The sequence below is a fragment of the Mycobacterium sp. MAA66 genome, assembly GCF_041261665.1.
GTDB lineage: Bacteria > Actinomycetota > Actinomycetes > Mycobacteriales > Mycobacteriaceae > Mycobacterium.
Genome location: NZ_JBGCCC010000003.1, coordinates 76,120 through 95,110, shown reverse-complemented (window position 1 = coordinate 95,110; position 18,991 = coordinate 76,120). Strand labels below are relative to the sequence as shown.

Below are 18,991 nucleotides of genomic sequence, written 5' to 3'. Positions count from 1 at the left end.
GTTACCGCAGTCGCGGCGCAGCCTTGGCGCTGAACAACGGCAGCTCCAGGTACGTCGCGATGCCCGGTTCCGCGGCACACACCGCGGGCACCGAGTTGACGCAGTGCGCGGCGGTCGCGACGACGCCGGGCTCGGGCCCGTCCTCGCCGACCTCACCCTGGAAGCCCTTGATGGCCACGGTGAAGTCTGGATTGCCCTTGACTTCCATCTCGTAACGCTGACCTTCGGGGCCGAAATCCCAAGCCGGATCGAGGTTTTCCTCACCCATCAGCCAATTGACGGTCACCCGGACCACGACCTCGTCGCCGACCAGCGCCTCCCAGTGAAACTTGCGGCCGGCCACCTGGCCCGGCCGGATCGGTCCCAGGGGCGATTCGATCGGCGCGGTCGCCACTGCAATCTCCTGGCGGGCGCGGATTTTCGGGTCGGCGTTGAAACCGAACTCGTCGACGCACATCCGCACAGCTTGAATGAACCCGCCGTCGAGCAGTTTCTGCATCGGGCCGGTCAGCGCCTTGTCCGGGGTTTCACCGAAGCCCATGACATGCCGCAGCACGTCGGGGGCATCGTAGGTGCGCAAATCGGAAAACTCTTCGGCCCGAACGAAAGTCACACCGGTGGACATCACCGAGACCAACAGCGGGAACTTCTCGCTGATCCCTCCGGGGGCGATGCCGGTGCCATGCAGGGTGGCGCCGCCCGCCAGCGCGGCCTCACGCAGCGGCGCGCCCTGCTTCTCGCTCGGATACACCCAGCCGACCGGGGTCACCACGTTCTTGCCGGACCGCAGTAACGCTGCAACCTCGTCGGGGTTGGGCAGCAGCGGGGCGTAGATGACGGCATCGGCGTCCAGCGCCAGGATGTCGTCGACGCTGTTGGTGGCGACGACACCCAACGGTTCGACACCGATGATCTCGCCGACGTCCTTGCCGTTCTTGGCCTCCGAATGCACCCAGCAACCGGCCAGTTCGAGGTCGGGGTGTTCCAGCACGCCCTTGATTGCGGCGACTCCGACTCCACCGGTTGCCCACTGCACCACACGCAACGTCATTGGGACCTCCCGAGTACCGGAATTAGAACACGTTCTAGGTTGTATACCACCGGCGTCGCGAACGGACCAGACCCGTTGGGTCTTGACTAAGCGCCGACCCACTGACTGAACTACTTGCAGTTGTCCGCGCAGCGCAGCGAAGGGAATCCCATGTCCAAGAACCGTGTGTTCGTCATCGGTGTCGGTATGACGAAGTTCGAGAAGCCGGGCAGCCGTGAGGGCTGGGACTACCCGGATATGGCCCGGGAGTCGGGCACCAACGCTCTGTCCGATGCCGGCATCGACTACACCGAGGTGCAGCAGGGCTACGTCGGCTACTGCTCCGGTGACTCGACCTCGGGTCAGCGCGCGCTCTACGAGCTGGGCATGACGGGCATCCCGATCGTCAATGTCAACAACAACTGTTCCACCGGATCCACCGCACTTTACCTTGCCGCACAGGCGATTCGGGGCGGCCTGGCGGACTGCGCGATGGCGCTGGGCTTCGAGAAGATGCAGCCCGGTTCGCTCGGCGCCGGCGCCCAGGACCGGGAGTCGCCGCTGGGCAAGCATGTGAAGGCATTGGCCGAGATCGACGAGTTCGGATTCCCGGTGGCACCGTGGATGTTCGGCGCGGCCGGCCGTGAGCACATGAAGAAGTACGGCACCACCGCCGAGCACTTCGCGAAGATCGGCTACAAGAACCACAAGCACTCGGTGAACAACCCGTACGCCCAGTTCCAGGACGAGTACACCCTCGACGACATCCTGGCCGCCAAGATGATCTCCGACCCACTGACCAAGCTGCAGTGCTCCCCCACCTCCGACGGATCAGGGGCGGCGATCGTGGCCAGCGAGGCCTTCGTCGACAAGCACGGGTTGGCCGGGCAGGCGGTGGAGATCGTCGGCCAGGCGATGACCACGGACTTCGCCTCGACGTTCGACGGCAGCGCCGCCAACATCATCGGCTACGACATGAATGTCCAAGCCGCCCAACAGGTTTACCACCAGTCCGGCCTGGGACCGGAAGACTTCCAGGTGATCGAGCTGCACGACTGCTTCTCCGCCAACGAACTGCTGCTGTACGAAGCCCTGGGCCTGTGCGGTGAGGGCGAGGCGCCGCGGCTCATCGACAACAACGACACCACGTACGGCGGCCGGTGGGTGGTCAACCCGTCCGGCGGGCTGATCTCGAAGGGTCACCCGCTCGGGGCCACCGGCCTGGCGCAGTGCTCCGAACTCACCTGGCAGCTGCGCGGCACGGCCGACAAGCGTCAGGTGGACGGTGTCAACGCGGCGCTGCAGCACAACATCGGCCTCGGTGGTGCCGCGGTGGTGACGGCGTACCAGCGCGCCGAGCGCTGAGACCCCTCACGCGAGCAGACGCAAATGTTCCCTCAAACAGTGCTTTTGGGCGACATTTGCGTCTGCTCGCGCTGGCAGCTAGCCGTCGAGCATCGCGTCGATCAGGCGGCGTAGCACCTGCCTCGTCTCCCGCCGAGCACGTTTCGGATCTTCGGCGGTGGCGATGGCCATCGCAGCCTCGTCGAGCGCACCGATCAGCACGTGTGCCAGCGCCCGCACCGGCTGTCGCGCGAGTTGGCCGGCCTTGATCGCCTCGGTCAGCAGTTGCTCTGTCATACCGAAGCTGTAGCGCTGGGCGATGTCGCGGAAGCCGGCCCAGCCGAGCACGCTCGGGGCGTCGAGCAGCACCAGCTGTCGGACTTCCGGATCGGCGGACACCTCCAGCCAGGCGTCGACCGCGGCCCGGATCGCGTCCGCCGGGGTCACCGCGCCCGATTCGACCACCAGGGCCGCCATCCGGTCCATCACGTCCTGCTCCACCACTTCTACGACAGCCACGAAAAGTGCTGCCTTGTCTGTGAATTGGTGATACATCGCGCCGCGGGTCACGCCCGCGGCGGTGGTGATCTCAGGCGTGCCCACCTCGGCATAGCCGCGCTCGCCCCACAACCGACGGGCGGCCGCGATCAGCACCCCGCGGGTGGCCGCGGAACGCTCCTCTTGAGTACGTCTCTTGTTTTCCATACACCCTGTTGGTAAGTTACGGGCAGCCTGTTTGTAAATGTGTATCGAGCCAGGAGTCATCCATGTCGATCATCGAGATTAGCGCCGGAACCATTCATTTCGAGGAATTCGGACCGAAGGACGGCAGACCGGTCGTCTTCGTGCACGGCTACCTGATGGGTGGTCAACTGTGGCGCCAGGTCAGCGCGCGACTTGCCGCCCGCGGCCTGCGCTGCATCGCGCCCACCTGGCCATTGGGCGCGCACCCCGAACCGCTGCGACCCGGCGCAGACCGGAGTATCCAGGGGGTCGCGGGCATCGTCGCCGAGACCCTGGATGCATTGGATCTTCAGGACGTGGTGCTGGTCGGCAACGACACCGGCGGGGTGGTCACCCAGTTGGTCGCGGTGCATCATCCGGACCGCATCGGCGCCTTGGTGCTGACCAGTTGCGATGCGTTCGAACACTTTCCACCACCGATCCTCAAACCGATCATCCGGGCAGCACAAGCCAAGGCGCTGTTCGGGGCGGTCGCCCAGGTGATGCGAATCCCCTTGGTGCGCAAGCGAGCCTTCTCAGGACTGGCCCACTCGAACATCGACGCCCTGACCCGAGAGTGGGTGCGCAGCCCGCAGTCCGATCCGGCGATCGCCGAGGATCTCCGCCAGTTCACCCTGTCCCTGCGCACCGAGGTGACCACCGGCGTGGCAGCGCGACTACCCGAATTCGACAAGCCGACCCTCATCGCGTGGTCGGCCGACGACGTGTTCTTCGAACTCGGCGACGGCGAGAAGCTGGCGCGCATCATCCCGAATGCCCGCCTCGAGGTGATCGATGGCGCCCGCACGTTCTCGATGCTCGACCGCCCGGATCGGCTGGCCGACCTGCTGTCGACCATCGCGGTGCGGGCCTGACTAGATGGTGATTACTTGGTAGTCGCCCTCGGCGTAACGGGCCCGGATCACCTTCTTGTCGTACTTGCCCACGCTGGTACGCGGCACCTGGTCGACGAAGGTCCACCGTTCCGGCAGCCACCAGCGAACGACCCTGTCCGCCAAGAATTCTCGTAGGGCTTGCGGCGTCGCCGCGGCGCCCTCGTGCAACACCACCGCGACCAGCGGCCGCTCCTGCCAACGCTCATCGGGTACGCCGACCACCGCGGCTTCCAGCACCGCCGGATGGGCGATCAGGTGGTTCTCCAGCTCGACCGACGAAATCCATTCCCCGCCAGACTTGATCACGTCCTTGGCCCGGTCGGTGAGCGTGACGAATCCGCATTCGTCGATGCGCCCGACGTCACCGGTGCGCAGCCAACCACTGTCGAACTTCTCGGCATCGCGGCCCAAGTAGTAGCCGCCGGTGATCCAGGGCCCACGTACTTCGATCTCGCCGACGGCCTGTCCGTCGTTCGGCAGCGCGGCCCCGGCATCATCGACCACCCGCACCTCGACTCCGCACATCGCGCGGCCCTGGGTGGCACGGGTCGCCCAGTGCTGTTCGTCGGACACCCCCGGCAGCGGCTTGGCGGTGGTGGCCATCGGTGAGGTCTCGGTCATCCCCCACAACTGCTGGATGTAGACGCCGTGCCGTTCCTGGAAGGTCTGCATCAGCGACAACGGCACCGCCGAACCGCCGCACGCCACCAGCCGCAGCGACGAAATATCATGTCCCAGAGACTTTTCCAGACAGTTCTGCACGTCGTTCCAGATGGTCGGGACGGCGGCCGCGACGGTCGGCCGGCAGGTCTCGATCAGATTGATCAGCGAGCGGCCGTCCAGGAAGCGATCAGGCATGACCAGGTCGGCGCCGGCCATCAACGCGGCGTACGGCAGCCCCCAGGCATTGGCATGGAACATCGGGACGATGGGTAGGGCCACATCGTCGCTACTGACCCCCAGGGTGTTGCCGCTGCACGTCGCCAGTGCATGCAGGAAGCTCGAACGATGGCTGTAGACAACGCCTTTCGGATTCCCGGTGGTACCGCTGGTGTAGCACATGGCGGCCGCTGACCGTTCGTCCAGCTCTGGCCAGTCGAAGTCGGCGGACTGGCCCGCCAGCAGCTCGTCATAGCGCAAGATCGTCTTGCCCGAGGCCTCCAGCGGTGCCAAATCCCCTGCGCCAACGGCAATCACCGTGTGTACCGTGGTCAGCTGCGGCAGCACCGGGGTCAGTTGGGCGGTCAGCGACAGGTCCGCGATGATGACCTGGTCCTCCGCTTCGTCGGCGATGTAGGCGATCTGCTCGGGCGACAGTCGGATGTTCAGGGTGTGCAGCACTGCACCCATCGACGGGATGGCCAGGTAGGCCACGGTGTGCTCGGCGTTGTTCCACATGAAGGTGCCGACCCGCTGGTCCCCCGTGATGCCGAGACCGCGCAGCGCGTTGGCCAATCGGCCGGCCTGCTCGCCGAGCTCGCCGTAGGTCATCGAGCGGTACTGCCCGTCGCCGACCGCAGTGGTGATGACGCGGTCGGCATTGATGCCGCACGCATGCCGCATGATCGTGCCGATCGTCAACGAAACGTCCTGCATGGTGCTCAGCATCGTCAAATAGCCTTTGTACTCGCCGACCGGTTGATTGGTCGCGATGCTATCCGACGCAACACGCGTCAACGGGTTGGAGCATGATCGAAGGTGTATGTGACGGGAGAGCTGATTATGCAGACGACACGAACGACCGCGATTGCACTGGCCGGAGCGGCCCTTGCGATGGCCGCGCCCGCATCCTTCGCGGCGGCTGAGACGGCACAGGAGACGATCAATCGACTGCAGGCGTCGGGCTACACCGTCACCATCGACAGGATCGGCACAGCGCCGATGTCACAGTGCGTCGTCACAAGCATCCGCAATCCGCAGACCACAACCCAGTTGGTGCCATACGTCGGCCCCGGTACGAACAACCGCGGCAACGGCAGCTTCCTCGTGCCACAGTCCAACCGCACTGTTTCCGTATCGTTGGACTGCTCGGGCGGCGGTACCGCCCGCTAGAAGCGGCGGGCGTCAGACGCCGGCCGGCTCCAGTGCACGGGTCTCGGCCACGCCGAGCGACCTGGTCGCCTCGAACTGCGAGTACAGCAGCGGCTTGGGCGCACTGACGGCCACGGCGGTGATGTCGCCCGCGCAATCAGCCACGTACAGCCGCGATCCGTCGCCGCTGACGGCGAGGCAGGACGGCTGGACCTTGGTGTAGATGGTGTCGACGATCTGGTTGTTCAGCGTGCAGAACACCGTCACCCGGTCGTAGTCGACGATGTAGGCCCGCGCGCCGTCGGTGCTGAGCACCAGTTGGGTCGGCGCGTCACCGATCGCGTACCGGCCGGTGACGCGGCGCGCAGCCAGGTCGACCAGGTGAAGCTCGCCGCGGTCGCACAGGTCCGAGGTCAGCACGTACGCGGTGTTGTCCGGTCCCAGCGCGAGGCTGCGGATGGGGGCGCCGATCACGACGTTGCCACGCAGGCGCGCGGTCGCGGTATCGACGACGACCAGGTGGCTACCGACCTCGTCGGTGGTGGCCACGTACAGGCGATGACCTGTGTGATCGACGGCCAGGGCGTCGATGCTGATGGCGGCGCCGGAGGCGATGTGGATGGTGCTGACCCGCTCTGCCGGGACATCGATGACGGCGACATCGACGGAGCCTTCGGCCGAGTGGCCGGCAAAAACCTGCTTGCCGTCGGGGCTGACAGCCAGCGCGACCACACCTGCGGCGAGCGTGTAGTCGGCGATGACCGTCCGGCTCTGCAAGTCGATGACGGCGACGCCGTCGAAAAGGTCCGACGACATCGCGACGTAGGCGCGATCATCGGTGACGGCGACGGCGAAAGGTTCACCGTCGACGGTGACGTCCTGAATGGTGCGGGTGACGGGGTCGATCAGCGAAACAATGTTGTCCGCGAAGCTGGTTGCAACCAGCAGTCCGCCGCTGCGGGCCAAGTCGCCGACCGCACCGCGGCCGACTCGTGCGACATCAACTGCATCGCGCATCGGCGCGCCAAATCGGTTTGAATTTCCGCGGGCGTTATTATTTGCCACGATCCTAGGCACCTCCGCCGGCACTACATTGCGCCGGTAGTCGATTTCCCCTGAGGGTGCACCCGGGTGGGCGCTGCTTTACAAGAGTGTAGTGACCCCCTCCGACATTCCGGACGACTTCGGCAGTGACCCATCCCGCATTTCGACAAGCGCTCCGATGGAGCTTTGATAACGAATTGTTATGCATTCGTTATCGAATACGCGTAACGGCCTGACCTGCGATGACGTGGTGAAAATCCGCTTTCGACAAGGCCCGGTTGACCTTGGTACACAGCTTCTGGGATAAGGAAATACGGATATTCCTATCCAAAGTGAGCGAAACATCACAGACCGACACGGCAGCCCGAATTCCCATCCGCCTCACCCGCCCGACGAAACGCATCCGGCGCCATCCGGCGGGCCAACTGTGACGAAATCGAGACATTCAACTGATTCGCTGATATCGCCCAATTCACACTACCCATCGAGGTGTGATAGCGGTCACAAGCAGCGCTCAGCAAAGCCTCTGTAGACCCGTCAGGTCGTCGCGCGAGTCAACACGTCAGCATCCGGATCGACGTCCGCGAGGGTTCCGGAATCCACCATCGTCAGCTCATCGAAGGGGCGCGCGCCACGCAGCACCGCGTCTGCCTGGGTCCGGTCGATGGTCCCGGTCCACTGACCGATGAGCACGGTCGCCACGGCGTTACCCGAGAAGTTGGTGACGGCCCGCGCCTCGGACATGAACCGGTCGATGCCGACAATCAGCCCGATCCCGTCGAGCAAATCCGGGCGATGGCTCTGCAGCCCTCCGGCCAGTGTCGCCAAGCCGGCTCCGCTGACTCCGGCGGCCCCCTTGGACGCCACGATCATGAACGCCAGCAGCGCCAGTTGCTGCCCGATCGTCAGCGGGCGCCCCATGGCATCGGCGATGAACAACGCCGCCATGGTCAGGTAGATCGCGGTGCCGTCGAGGTTGAAGGAGTAGCCGGTCGGCACCACGACGCCGACGGTGCTGCGGTCGACGCCGAGGTGCTCCATCTTCGCGATCAGCCTGGGCAGTGCCGATTCCGACGAGGACGTGGAGAAGATCAGCAGGTACTCGCGCGCCAGGTACCGCACCAGCCGAAAGATCGACATCCGCGCGACCGTCCACAACACCAGTCCGAGCACCCCGAATACGAACACCGCACAGGTCAGGTAAAAGCCGAGCATCAGCGTCAACAGCTGGGTGACCGCACGCCAGCCCGTCTGGCCGACGACACCGGCCATCGCACCGAAGGCACCGATGGGCGCCAGCCACAGGATCATGATCAGCACCCGGAACACCAGTTTCTGCAGGTGTTCGATGCCGCGCAGGATCGGTTCACCCGCGGTTCCCATGACCTGAACGGCGAAACCCGCGAGCAACGCGATGAACAGTGCCTGCAGTACGTTGCCACTGGTCAGCGCAGAGAACATGGTGTCGGGGATGATGTGGCCGACGAAGTCCATGAGGCCGCCCGCCTCGTGCGCCTTCGCGGCGTATTTCGCCCCCTGGCCGGTCGCCTGCTCCGACAGATGCATGCCTGACCCGGGATGCAGCAGGTTGCCGACGACCAACCCGATCGCCAGCGCAACGGTCGACATGATCAGGAAGTACCCGAGCGCCAGACCGCCGATCTTGCCGACGGTCGCGGCTTTGCGTACCGATCCGATTCCCAACACGATGGTGCAGAAGATGACCGGGGCGATCATCATCTTGATCAGGTTGACGAACAGGGTGCCCAACACGGCGATGTCCTTGCCGATTCCCGGCGCCAACAACCCGAGGCACACCCCCGCGACAACGGCAACGATCACCGCGAAGTACAGCCAGTGCGTGCGGTCTCGACGTGGCGCTTGTTGTGTCATGTCGGCATTCCTCCGGCCTCGGCATCGGATAGCTCTGCAAAGATGTTGCGCCAGAACGCGAACCACGTCACCGGTTTGTTCAATTCGCTGTCCGGAGGACCATTCGACCCGGCTTTCGATCGCACGCGAAGATAGCCGGAATTCGGGCCGCACCAATCCGAAATTTCAAATGTGTCAATTATTTTGCCGATTCCCGGCCTACCGGACACCGCGCTGCTACGTTGCCATCGACGACGGGAGCAATCATGCGACGCACCACCCTTTTCGGCGCCGGCGCAGTAATCGCAGTCAGCTTGATCGCGTCCGGCTGTAGCCATCCCGCCGATTCGGGATCCACACCCAGCGGCAGTTCGGCGACCAGCGCACCATCCCCGTCCGCACCCGCGGCCGCCGGTGGGGCCGCCCAGCTGCAGTCCCTGGTGCCCACCCCCGTCGGCACCCAGCGCACCGATGGCCCAGACCCGGTCGCCGACAACGGAATTCATCTCCACTTTGCGGTCGGCGGGGCACCCGCCGAGGTGATGGACGCCTACAAGGCTGCGTTGCAGGCCAAGGGGTGGTCGCTGACCACCATCGTGTCGTCCGTCGGTGGTCCCGGCGGTGGTGGCGGTGCGACGTACACCGGCACCCACGGCGACAACTACGCCGTCTTCGACGGCGGCGGCTGGAGCGACGGCACCCACGTCAATGTGTGCGCGTGGCCGGCCAAACCAGCCGAGCCGAACTGCAGCCGCAGTAACCCGAAGTAGCCGTTCCGGGTTCGCCGCGCAACGGAGCGCCGGGCCCGAATTTCAGTTCGGAAACGAGCCGGCCTCATTCTGCCAACGCCGCCCTTAAAGCTGCCTGTCAGCGGCTGGGAGTCGTGTAACTGTGATGCCGTCATGGCAAATACGCGGATACACAGCAGGCCCGGTGTATGGGGTGCGCAGCGGAATTGGCGAACAGTCAAGTCCGTGAGTTTGTTATGCATCCTGAGTGTCGTCTGCATGCTGTGCTTCGGCGGCAAGCCGACGACTGATCATCCTCATCTCGCGTCCCCGCGCGTTGCCAATCTTGCCGCCACGGGTGTGACACTCGGGCTCGCTGATTCACAGGCCTTCCTTGCCACCCCCGACGTCGTGACGCAAACCGGCCAGCATTGGGTCGCGGACAACATCCACACCGTCCGGATCGGGATCCCATGGGCGGGCGTCGAGGCGACTCCGGGCAATTACGATTGGAGCCGCGCAGACCGGGTGGTCGGCACGGCAATCGCAGCGAACGCCACCATCATCTGCGCGATGACCACCTCACCGCTGTGGGCGATGGCCCCGGGCGGGATTCCGCCGAACAGCCGGCCCGCGTCGTTCGACCAGTACGCCAACTTCACCGCGAAGGTCGCCGATCGGTACCGGGGCAAGATCGCCGCCTACGAAGTCTGGAACGAGCCCAACGGCGTCATCGGCTACTCGCCCGCCCCGGATGCCAAGGGCTACACCGCAATGCTCAAAGCCGCGTACCCGAAAATCAAGGCTGCCGATCCCAACGCCATCGTGGTGGGCGGTGTACTGGGTTCCGGCAAGACCTGGGGCAGCTGGACCATCAATCCGGTCAACTACCTCACCAGCATGTACGCCGCTGGAGCCGGCCCGTATTTCGACGCGCTGTCGTACCACCCGTACAGCTACAGCATGAAATTCTCCGGCGGCATGACGACCACCGATTCGCCCGTCGACCAACTGGTACGCATGCGCAAATTGATGATCAACAATGGTGATTCGGCCAAGAAGATCTGGGGCACCGAGTTCGGCGTGCCGACCAACCAGGTCAGCGAGGCCACCCAGGCGGCCTACATCTCGGACGTCATCAGCACCTGGCAGGAATTGCCCTACGCCGGACCGCTGATGATCTACACGACCCGGGATCTCAACTCGCGCGGCTCATCTGATGACGACCGATTCGGCATCTACCGTTCCGACTGGACTCCCAAGGCGGCGCGCCAGGTGGTGACGAATCCGCCCGGTACCTCGGCGATGTTCCAGCAGTTCTCGGCGCTCAGCGACCCGGCCCTGGGTGAAGTGCTCAGTCCCGTTTTCAAGGTGTCCTCGACGACGTATGCCCAGAAGCGCACCGGATGGATGATCTGGCTGGTCGGGTCGCAATTCGTGTCGTCGCCGTTGCCGGTCGGCGAGATGGCCATCGCCCGCAACGTGGTGCCGAAGTCGGCGTTTGCCGATGGCTATCAGGATTTCGGCGGTGGCACACCGATCAGAATCTGGTACTCGCCGACCACCGGCGCCCATTGGGCCAGCCAGCCATTCGCCAAGGCCTGGGTGCCCCGACTCGGGATGGCCACCAGTAACGAGACCGGATTCGGCGTCACCCGGGTGAACTTCGAAAATGGTTACATCACCTGGACCCCGTTCATCGGCGCCAGGGTCACGCTGACTGCTCCGTAGCACGGTCAGCCGAGAGCTTCGTTGCCAGAGTCGACGTGGCCGGTCGATCATCAATTCGTTGCGCCGGGCACGAGGAATCCCGCCCGATGCTATTTCTCAACCGACGCGTCGAAATAGCAGATCATCGGGAGGCATCGTCGGAGCTGAGTAATTGCCATTTCCGGCGGCTGCCGTCGAACCCATCTGGACCCCCGGGCAGAGATTCATATACCGTTCGTTGCCAACATTTCCCAGCCGTACGCCATTATTAAATGACGCGCACGTGAATTTGCTTGAGTCGCCTTCGGGATATCGCCGGAATGTCGGTCGAGCCGTTCCATCCGAGCCGCCGGCGGCGTCCGGTACGCACATGCCGGCGGCACGCCGGGATTCGCGGATATACCCGCACCGCCCCCACGACCAGCGGCCGCGTGCCGGGTTTGCCATCGTTGACACGAGTGACCATTTCGCGTGCCGCCCGCCCGTCCGGACCAAGTCCGAACGCCTGCGCTCCCCTCGCGCGATCGCAGCGAAAGCCCAGATGAAGCTGTCGACGCCACTCACATGGCGCTTGCCACAATCAACGGCCTCGGGCGCCGAAGAATCAAAGTCATAGCGAATTGAATTTCAAGATCAGCATTCGAATTGTTGCCAGAATTCGCCGTTTTCGCATAAACTAAAATAACGCGAACGTGAATTTAATTAGGCGCTCTTGAAATGGTGGTTTTGGCATATTGACCGTGTTAGCTTCAATTCGTCAGTGGAATTTGCTAAAGGGGAGACGAATCCATGGCGCAACTACAGCGATCAACCATGTCCAAACTTGTTCGAAACGCGGCCGTCGCGGGCTGCGCCGTCACTGTTACGGCGGGGATGTCACTTGCCGCCGCCGGCACGGCGTCGGCAAAATCCGGGCACAGCTCATCTGGTCACGCGACCATTGCCGCGGCATCGAAGGCGGCGCCACAGAAGCCGGCCGCTGCATCGACTCAGACGTCGGTCAAGCCGGCGGCGGCCGCGAATCCAGGCAATTTCGGCAACAACCTGATCCAGAACCTCGGCAAGTTCGGCACGAACCTCGAACACAACGTGGGTGTCGTCGGCACCAACGCCGAACACAACGCGGGCGTCGTGGGCACCAACCTGCTGATCAACAGCGGCACCGCGGCGTCGAATTTCCAACAGAACACGGGCAAGTTCACCAGCAACCTAGGAACGAATCTGGGGACCGCCGGAACGAACCTGGTGAAGAACATCGGCACAGTGCTTTCACACTTCTGACCTGCTGACCACCGAAAGTCTCGGCGCTCGTGTGGGCGCCGAGACTTTCGTGGCGGTGCCCCGACGTCTGCATGACGGCCCAGGGCGCCGACCGAGCAGCCCGTTAAAGTGATCTGTCATGCCGTTGACCGAGGGCGCAGTGTTCGCGGAGTACCGCATTCTGCGCTCGCTCGGCAGTGGCGGTATGGGCCAGGTGTATCTGGCCCAACACCCGCGGTTACCGCGGTTGTACGCGTTGAAGGTGCTGCCGACCGACCTGTCGACCGACGACGAGTATCGGGGTCGGTTCGAGCGTGAGGCCGACCTGGCCGCAGGCCTGTATCACCCGAATATCGTTGGCGTGCACGACCGCGGTGAATTTCACGGTCAGTTGTGGATCGCGATGGACTATGTCGACGGCCCCGACTGCAACCGCCTGCTGCGTGAGCGATACCCGGCCGCACTGCCGCAGACGGAGGCCCTCGCCATCGTCTCGGCGATCGCCGACGCCCTGGACTATGCCCACCAGCGCGGCCTCCTGCACCGTGACGTCAAGCCCGCGAACATTCTGCTGACTGCTCCGCAATCCGGCAGTCGGCGAATCCTGTTGGCTGACTTCGGCATAGCCCGGCGTGCCGGGGATGTCAGCGGGCTGACCGCCACCAATTTCGTGGTGGGCACCGTGAATTACGTTGCCCCCGAACAGTTGCAGGACCAACGCATCGATGGTCGTGCCGATCAGTACGCGCTGGCCGTCACCGCCTACCAGCTGCTGACCGGCGCGATGCCATTCCAGGGTTCCAATCCTGCCGTCGTCATCGGCCAGCACCTGAGCGCGCCGCCGCCAAGCATCAGCGACCGGCGCCCCGAGCTCGCTCCGCTGGACCCCGTTTTCGCCACCGCGCTGGCCAAGAACCCGCAGAACCGGTTCGCCCGGTGCTCGGACTTCGCCACTGCACTGAGCACAGCGCGTAGTCAGCCCGCCGCCCGGTTCGCGCCGACCGCCGACATCCCACCGCGGGCGCTCCCCCCGACCCGGGCTCTACAGATGCCCGAATCACCCTCTGTCCCAATGGAATCAATGCCACTGCCAGAACCCAGATACCCGGCGAAGCGATCCGCCCGGCGATGGGCCTTGGCCATCGGAGCACTGGTGCTCGCCGCACTGTTCTTCAGCGCGGTCACGATCTATGCGCTGTGGCCCAAGGACCGGAGCTCGTCCAGCCTGACCCCGGCGCAATCGAGCGTGCCGACCACCTCGGCGACCGCCGCGTCCATCACGTTCGACGGCATGCGCGACTTCGTCACCGCGTACTACAACGATCTTCCGGCCAATCCGGATGCCGCATGGGCGAAGCTCGATGCGCAGTATCAGAACACCACCGGCGGACAGGACGACTATCGCAGCTTCTGGGCTTCGCTGCGGTCCGTGACACTGGTCTCGGTGAGCCCGCGGGATGCCTCCAGCGTGACAGCCCGCCTCCGCTACGTCCGACAGGACGGCAGTGTGGATACCGAAGATCGTTGGCTACGAATGGCATTGGTGGACGGTGTGATGAAGTTGGCAGATTCGGCGCGGATCGGCCCAGCGGCATTCACCACGGCCCCTCGACCACATCGATCACGGCACACGGGCGCCCACGGATAGATGGGTCTGGCACACGCGCTGCAATAACCAGTCAGCGCGGCGTCGGCGCCGTTATCAACCGCACAGCTTGAGATGTTAGCTTCGCGCCAGCCAACTTTGCTGGAGGGTAACTCGTGCGCACGCTGGTTCGTCTGATCGCCATTCTCATCGTCCCCGTCGTTCTGCTGGTGGGCGGTTGCGGCCACAAACAAGCCGCCCCGACGACCAACGGCACCGCCGCGTCCGAGTCCCTGCCCGCGGACCCGTCGGGCGATGCCGCCGACGCGGCCCCGATCGCGCAGACCTGCCCGGCCCAGGCCACCACGTCATTCGCCAAGACGAAGTTCGTCGCGCACAGCGGTCTGGCGTTCGGCGCATTCCATCATTGGTTGTGGAGGCCATTCGAGGCCGGTGCGTTCACCAAGGGCACCAGCGGCCGCGTCAAGGCATTCATCAAGGGCGGCGTGGCCGCGTTGTTCGTCAAACGAGAAATCCGACTCGCCACAAGTGACGTCCAAGCCGACCCCGCGCTGTGCAAGGCCATCATCGCGCCGCTGGACAACATCGGGAACACCGTGCAGGCCGCGTTCGACAAGCTGAAAGGCGGCGACGCCAGCGGCCTCACCGCGCTGAACTCTTCGATCGGCTCGGTCGAATCCACTTCGCAGACCAACGGCGTGGCGATCCAGGAGGACGAAAACGCCGACATCGCAAAGCGGCCCGTCTAGCGACGCGAACGGCTACGCATCACCGGTCCCGTCAATAAATTTTCTGCAAACCGGCCACGCCGTGCCCCCCTCGGTCTAGCGTCAGCATTACTGCATCACAGCTGACACTCATGATTTCAGATCGCTGAGGAGTCTTGATGAGGCACAACATGCGTCGGCTCATCCTGCGCCGGGCGGTCGTGGCTTGCTCCGCCGCCATCGCCCTGGCTTGCACCTTCGGCAGTTTCGATCCACAGCCGGTCAGCCGGACCTACGACGTCACTCCCACCGCCTCGATCGTGGAGTCATCGGACACCCTCGGGCTGGCGGATTCAAACTTGTTGCGGCTCAACAGCGATGCTGAAATCGACAAAGAACTCGACATGATGCAGTCGATCGGCATCCAGGACATCAGGATCGGGTTGTTCTGGTCCCAGATCGAGCCACTCCAGGGCGTCTTCAACTGGACCAAGGCCGACTACATCATCGATCAGGCAAACAAGCGCGGCATGGGTGTCTTGGCGGTACTCAATGAGACCCCCGCGTGGGCGGGCACTCCGATCGGCTCCGGCACGCCCGACACCGCCGACTACGCCGCGTACGCCCAAGCGGTCGCACAACGCTATGCCGGCAAGGTCTCGGCCGTCGAGGTATGGAACGAGCCCAACGCCGCCTTCTTCCTCAACCCGGTGAGCCCGGCGAACTACACCGCGCTGCTCAAAGCCGCGTACACGGCCATCAAGTCGGTCGACCCATCGATGACTGTCATCGGCGGAGTTCTCGGCTCCGGTCGCACGATCGGAAACATCACCATGAATCCGATTCAATTCCTGCAGGGGATGTACGCCGCCGGAGCCCAAGGATATTTCGACGCGCTGTCGTTCCACCCCTACAAATACGACATCCCGTTCTCGCAGCAAGGGAACCAGAAGGATTCACCGCTGCTCCAACTCGAAGAGTTGCGGTCACTCATGGACGCGAACGGCGATGGCGCCAAGCAGATCTGGGCCACCGAATACGGGTTACCGACTCCCCCCACCGGCGCCAACGCGGGTATCACGCAAACGCAGCAAGCCGAATACATTCTGGACTTCCTGAACACCTGGAGCCAGATAGCCGGAAACGGCCCGATGTTCATCTACTCGACCCGGGACCTGAACACCGGAGCGCCCGGTGATGGCAACAACTTCGGCATCTGGGAAACCAACTGGACACCCAAGCTGGCCGTACAGACCATTGCCGACTGGCTGACCATGAACCCCGGCCCCGGGCAACCCCCGCCGACCTTCCTCGAAAGACTCAGGGTTGCCATCGACAACGCACTGCTGTGGGTGGGCAACGCCATCCAGAACGTGGTCAGTTGGATCGCGACCGCTGCGGTCAACATCGCGAACGCCGTGATTACAGGCGTGAAGCTGGTGGTCAAGGCCGGGGTCGCCGTCGCCCAGGCGATCGGCCGGGTGATCGGCAACGCCATCACCGCCACGGTGAATGCCATCAAGAACGTCATCGACCGCATCTTCAACAGGAACGGAGCGGCAGCAGTCGCGTCGATATCCAGTCGTGCGCCGCGAGCCGCGGCAGCGGCGAAACCCGTTGCCACCTCGGCACTGACGAGCACCGTTGCCGCTGCCGCGGCCAAGAACCCGCACCGCGCGCCGGTGGCAGCAGCCTCCCCTCCTACAGCGACTGCACTGCCTGCGACCGATAAAACCGATACTGGCACAGCAGGTTCCGGACGGAAGGGACGCGCCAGCGCCCGTCCGACGGCAGGTTCACCAACGGCGCAGTCGCCGTCACCGACTGCGAAGTCAAAGTCACCGGCGGCGTCGAAGACAGGCAAGGGGTCGGCGACGCCGGCGCACGCCGAGTAAGCAGTGGGTCCGTTGAGCAGAAGACCCTTAGCGGCACTCGCTGAGAGGTGAAGTAGCACTGGCGATTTCAGGTGCCGACAGCGGGAGTGTGGCCGAGGCAATGTCGAGTCCTCGGCGCTGATGACGCAGTCGATCCGCGGCCCAGACCGTCAGTGCCAGCACACTCAGTCCGGTGCCCAGCACACTGACCGCACCCCACCCGGCGGCGCTGTACAGGCTGGTGGCGGCAATGGCACCGGCACCCGTGCCGAGGGAGTAATAGACCATGTAGCTGCCCAATAGGCGGCTGGCGGCGTCGGGGTCGAGGTCCACAATCAGGTGCTGATTGGTCACGTGGAGGGCTTGGCCGGCAAAGTCGAGGATGACGACCCCGGCAGTGAGCAAGACGAGTGATTGCGGCGTGTACGCGATCAGGGCCCACGATGCGGTGTAGAGGACAAGTGTTGCGCCGCTGACCCATTGAGCCAGACCGCGGTCGGCCAGACGGCCCGCACGGGCCGCGCCGAGCGCACCGACAGCGCCGACAATCCCGAACAAACCGATCTGCCCGCTCGACAGATGCCACGGTGCGTCGGCGAGCGGAAGGGCCATGGAGCCCCAGACAGCGCCGAATCCGCCGAACATGAACAGGGCGATGAGGCTGCGCGTCCGGAATACCCGCTCACCGATCGTGAGGGTCACCACCGAGGTGATCAGCGCGCCATAGGACAGCCGGGTTCGCGCTACCCGATCGTTGGGAAGCACGCGCGCCAGCACCAACGCCAATACAGCCATCAGCAGAGCAGACAGGACGTACACCGAACGCCAGCCGTACACGTCGGCAAGTAGACCAGATGCGGTGCGCGCCAACAGAATACCGATGACAACCCCGCTGGTCACGATCCCCACGACGCGCCCTCGCGCTTCCGGGGCGCTCAGCCCGGCCGCGTAGGCGGTGATGAGCTGAACGACGCCCGTGACCAGCCCGACGATCCCGCTGGCCACGAAGAACACCAACGCCGTCGTCGACAGCGCGACCACGACCAGCGCCACCGCAGCGATCACCGACAGCGTGACGATCAGCCGCCGGCGGTTGACCAGATCCCCGAGCGGCACGATCAGCACCAGGCCGGCCAATACGCCCGCCTGAGTCACAGTGGTCACCAGTCCGAGCTCACCCGGGGCGATGCGCAGGGTGTGGCCGATCCCGTCCAGGAGCGGTTGGGCGTAATAGACGTTTGCGACCGACACCGCACACGCGACCGCGAGGAAGATGGCCATCGCAGGTTTCACTTCCGGCGATGCATTGGCGACCACGTTCGGTCCATCGACTGGCTTCACGGCGCTCCCCTGATCCCTGGCCGGCCGGTATGCGCCGACCAGTCCCCAAAGTGGTAGTAAACTGAAACCACCTTAGGTAATGCGGTTGCAGTTTGCAACCACATTTGAAATGGGTTTGTACGCAAGGAGATTCACGTGAGCACGCCTGCCTTCACGAGTGAGTGCCCCGTGGCCCGCACCCTCGACATCGTCGGGGATCGCTGGTCGCTGCTGATCATTCGCGATGCGTTCGACGGCATTCGACGCTTCGGGGAGTTCCAGCGCAACCTCGGGGTGGCCAAGAACATCCTCAGTACTCGGCTACGCAATCTGGTTGATGCCGGAGTGCTGCAGATCGAGCCCGCATCGGACGGCAGCAGTTACCAGGAATACGTCCTTACCGACGCAGGCAAAGACCTGTTCGACCTGATCGTCAGCCTGCGCCAATGGGGACAAGACCACACCTTCGAACCCGGGGCCCAGTACGTCCGGCTCGTCGATCGAGCCACCGACGAGCCGCTACCCAAGCTCGTGTACACCACCCCCGACGGGCGTCCGATTCATGCCGACGACACCCGGGTACGCAAGATCGACGAGTGAGCTCAAACCGGCCGAGCAAGATTTGGCCGGGAATACGCACAGCCCTGCGGCTTGAGTGAGCACTGCGGTCTACTCGGAACGTCGGCGCCGCAATTCGCGGACGGAAGAAATAACTCTTGCTGCACAGGCGAATTCAGGACGGGTCGCCGCACGGATGGCGAACCTCGGCTTGAACGAATCCGCCTCGATGGGCGGCGTTACCCAGCCTCATTCAACGTCGGCCGCACTGAGGCCGTGCCGGTTGGG

At 64.3% G+C, this 18,991-nt stretch carries 16 protein-coding genes; 10 read left to right on the top strand and 6 right to left on the bottom strand.

Annotated features, from left to right (window positions below; translation table 11 throughout):
- Position 1 precedes the first annotated feature (1 nt).
- Positions 2-1,051 carry a dihydrodipicolinate reductase gene (locus tag ABIA30_RS12655; protein ID WP_370065734.1) on the bottom strand — a complete coding sequence of 350 codons (1,050 nt, stop codon included), beginning with the start codon at positions 1,049-1,051 and terminating at the stop codon, positions 2-4.
- 150 nt (positions 1,052-1,201) lie between these two features.
- Here ABIA30_RS12655 and ABIA30_RS12650 point away from each other — a divergent pair, with 150 nt between their 5' ends.
- The gene (locus ABIA30_RS12650) at positions 1,202-2,395 is read left to right on the top strand and encodes a lipid-transfer protein (protein ID WP_370065732.1); all 1,194 of its coding nucleotides are present in this window, start codon (positions 1,202-1,204) and stop codon (positions 2,393-2,395) included.
- Positions 2,396-2,473: 78 nt separating this feature from the next.
- Here the strand turns inward: ABIA30_RS12650 and ABIA30_RS12645 are convergent, their stop codons facing one another.
- On the bottom strand, positions 2,474-3,079 hold the full coding sequence (locus ABIA30_RS12645) for a TetR/AcrR family transcriptional regulator (protein ID WP_370065730.1): 606 nt from the start codon (positions 3,077-3,079) through the stop codon (positions 2,474-2,476).
- Between the two features lie 62 nt (positions 3,080-3,141).
- On the opposite strand from ABIA30_RS12645, the gene ABIA30_RS12640 reads away from it, so the two are divergent.
- Complete coding sequence (locus ABIA30_RS12640) at positions 3,142-3,972, top strand: alpha/beta fold hydrolase (protein ID WP_370065728.1); 831 nt, start codon at positions 3,142-3,144, stop codon at positions 3,970-3,972.
- Here the strand turns inward: ABIA30_RS12640 and ABIA30_RS12635 are convergent, their stop codons facing one another.
- On the bottom strand, positions 3,973-5,601 hold the full coding sequence (locus tag ABIA30_RS12635; protein ID WP_370066304.1) for a fatty acid--CoA ligase: 1,629 nt from the start codon (positions 5,599-5,601) through the stop codon (positions 3,973-3,975).
- Positions 5,602-5,715: 114 nt separating this feature from the next.
- Between ABIA30_RS12635 and ABIA30_RS12630 the strand changes: the two genes are divergently transcribed.
- Positions 5,716-6,045 carry a hypothetical protein gene (locus ABIA30_RS12630; protein WP_370065726.1) on the top strand — a complete coding sequence of 110 codons (330 nt, stop codon included), beginning with the start codon at positions 5,716-5,718 and terminating at the stop codon, positions 6,043-6,045.
- Positions 6,046-6,057: 12 nt separating this feature from the next.
- On the opposite strand, the gene ABIA30_RS12625 is transcribed toward ABIA30_RS12630, so the two are convergent.
- Complete coding sequence (locus ABIA30_RS12625) at positions 6,058-7,041, bottom strand: hypothetical protein (protein ID WP_370065724.1); 984 nt, start codon at positions 7,039-7,041, stop codon at positions 6,058-6,060.
- A gap of 564 nt (positions 7,042-7,605) precedes the next feature.
- A complete protein-coding gene (locus ABIA30_RS12620) occupies positions 7,606-8,961 on the bottom strand; it encodes a cation:dicarboxylate symporter family transporter (RefSeq protein ID WP_370065722.1) in 1,356 nt (451 codons plus the stop codon).
- A 245-nt stretch (positions 8,962-9,206) separates the two neighbouring features.
- On the opposite strand from ABIA30_RS12620, the gene ABIA30_RS12615 reads away from it, so the two are divergent.
- The 6 genes from ABIA30_RS12615 to ABIA30_RS12590 all read left to right on the top strand — a co-directional run bounded on the left by ABIA30_RS12615 (position 9,207) and on the right by ABIA30_RS12590 (position 16,846).
- The gene (locus tag ABIA30_RS12615; RefSeq protein WP_370065720.1) at positions 9,207-9,710 is read left to right on the top strand and encodes a hypothetical protein; all 504 of its coding nucleotides are present in this window, start codon (positions 9,207-9,209) and stop codon (positions 9,708-9,710) included.
- Between the two features lie 204 nt (positions 9,711-9,914).
- Positions 9,915-11,399, top strand: coding sequence for a hypothetical protein (locus ABIA30_RS12610; protein ID WP_370065718.1), 1,485 nt, complete (start codon positions 9,915-9,917; stop codon positions 11,397-11,399).
- 792 nt (positions 11,400-12,191) lie between these two features.
- Positions 12,192-12,659 carry a hypothetical protein gene (locus tag ABIA30_RS12605; RefSeq protein WP_370065716.1) on the top strand — a complete coding sequence of 156 codons (468 nt, stop codon included), beginning with the start codon at positions 12,192-12,194 and terminating at the stop codon, positions 12,657-12,659.
- 118 nt (positions 12,660-12,777) lie between these two features.
- The gene (locus ABIA30_RS12600; protein ID WP_370065714.1) at positions 12,778-14,286 is read left to right on the top strand and encodes a protein kinase; all 1,509 of its coding nucleotides are present in this window, start codon (positions 12,778-12,780) and stop codon (positions 14,284-14,286) included.
- 113 nt (positions 14,287-14,399) lie between these two features.
- Positions 14,400-14,993 (top strand): hypothetical protein, encoded by a 594-nt coding sequence (locus ABIA30_RS12595; protein WP_370065712.1) that lies wholly within the window; start codon positions 14,400-14,402, stop codon positions 14,991-14,993.
- A 137-nt stretch (positions 14,994-15,130) separates the two neighbouring features.
- Positions 15,131-16,846 carry a beta-galactosidase gene (locus tag ABIA30_RS12590; RefSeq protein WP_370065710.1) on the top strand — a complete coding sequence of 572 codons (1,716 nt, stop codon included), beginning with the start codon at positions 15,131-15,133 and terminating at the stop codon, positions 16,844-16,846.
- 27 nt (positions 16,847-16,873) lie between these two features.
- Here ABIA30_RS12590 and ABIA30_RS12585 read toward each other — a convergent pair whose 3' ends face one another.
- A complete protein-coding gene (locus ABIA30_RS12585; RefSeq protein WP_370065708.1) occupies positions 16,874-18,166 on the bottom strand; it encodes an MFS transporter in 1,293 nt (430 codons plus the stop codon).
- A 135-nt stretch (positions 18,167-18,301) separates the two neighbouring features.
- Here ABIA30_RS12585 and ABIA30_RS12580 point away from each other — a divergent pair, with 135 nt between their 5' ends.
- Complete coding sequence (locus ABIA30_RS12580) at positions 18,302-18,745, top strand: winged helix-turn-helix transcriptional regulator (RefSeq protein ID WP_370065706.1); 444 nt, start codon at positions 18,302-18,304, stop codon at positions 18,743-18,745.
- Positions 18,746-18,991 lie beyond the last annotated feature (246 nt).

What these genes read in the sequence shown, in the direction of transcription:
- ABIA30_RS12655 (WP_370065734.1), bottom strand. Translation starts at nt 1,051, where the DNA reads ATGACGTTGCGTGTGGTGCAGTGGGCAACCGGTGGAGTCGGAGTCGCC.
- ABIA30_RS12605 (WP_370065716.1), top strand. Translation starts at nt 12,192, where the DNA reads ATGTCCAAACTTGTTCGAAACGCGGCCGTCGCGGGCTGCGCCGTCACT.
- ABIA30_RS12590 (WP_370065710.1), top strand. Translation starts at nt 15,131, where the DNA reads ATGAGGCACAACATGCGTCGGCTCATCCTGCGCCGGGCGGTCGTGGCT.
- ABIA30_RS12645 (WP_370065730.1), bottom strand. Translation starts at nt 3,079, where the DNA reads ATGGAAAACAAGAGACGTACTCAAGAGGAGCGTTCCGCGGCCACCCGC.
- ABIA30_RS12640 (WP_370065728.1), top strand. Translation starts at nt 3,142, where the DNA reads ATGTCGATCATCGAGATTAGCGCCGGAACCATTCATTTCGAGGAATTC.
- ABIA30_RS12635 (WP_370066304.1), bottom strand. Translation starts at nt 5,601, where the DNA reads ATGCTGAGCACCATGCAGGACGTTTCGTTGACGATCGGCACGATCATG.
- ABIA30_RS12600 (WP_370065714.1), top strand. Translation starts at nt 12,778, where the DNA reads ATGCCGTTGACCGAGGGCGCAGTGTTCGCGGAGTACCGCATTCTGCGC.
- ABIA30_RS12630 (WP_370065726.1), top strand. Translation starts at nt 5,716, where the DNA reads ATGCAGACGACACGAACGACCGCGATTGCACTGGCCGGAGCGGCCCTT.
- ABIA30_RS12650 (WP_370065732.1), top strand. Translation starts at nt 1,202, where the DNA reads ATGTCCAAGAACCGTGTGTTCGTCATCGGTGTCGGTATGACGAAGTTC.
- ABIA30_RS12620 (WP_370065722.1), bottom strand. Translation starts at nt 8,961, where the DNA reads ATGACACAACAAGCGCCACGTCGAGACCGCACGCACTGGCTGTACTTC.
- ABIA30_RS12625 (WP_370065724.1), bottom strand. Translation starts at nt 7,041, where the DNA reads ATGCGCGATGCAGTTGATGTCGCACGAGTCGGCCGCGGTGCGGTCGGC.
- ABIA30_RS12615 (WP_370065720.1), top strand. Translation starts at nt 9,207, where the DNA reads ATGCGACGCACCACCCTTTTCGGCGCCGGCGCAGTAATCGCAGTCAGC.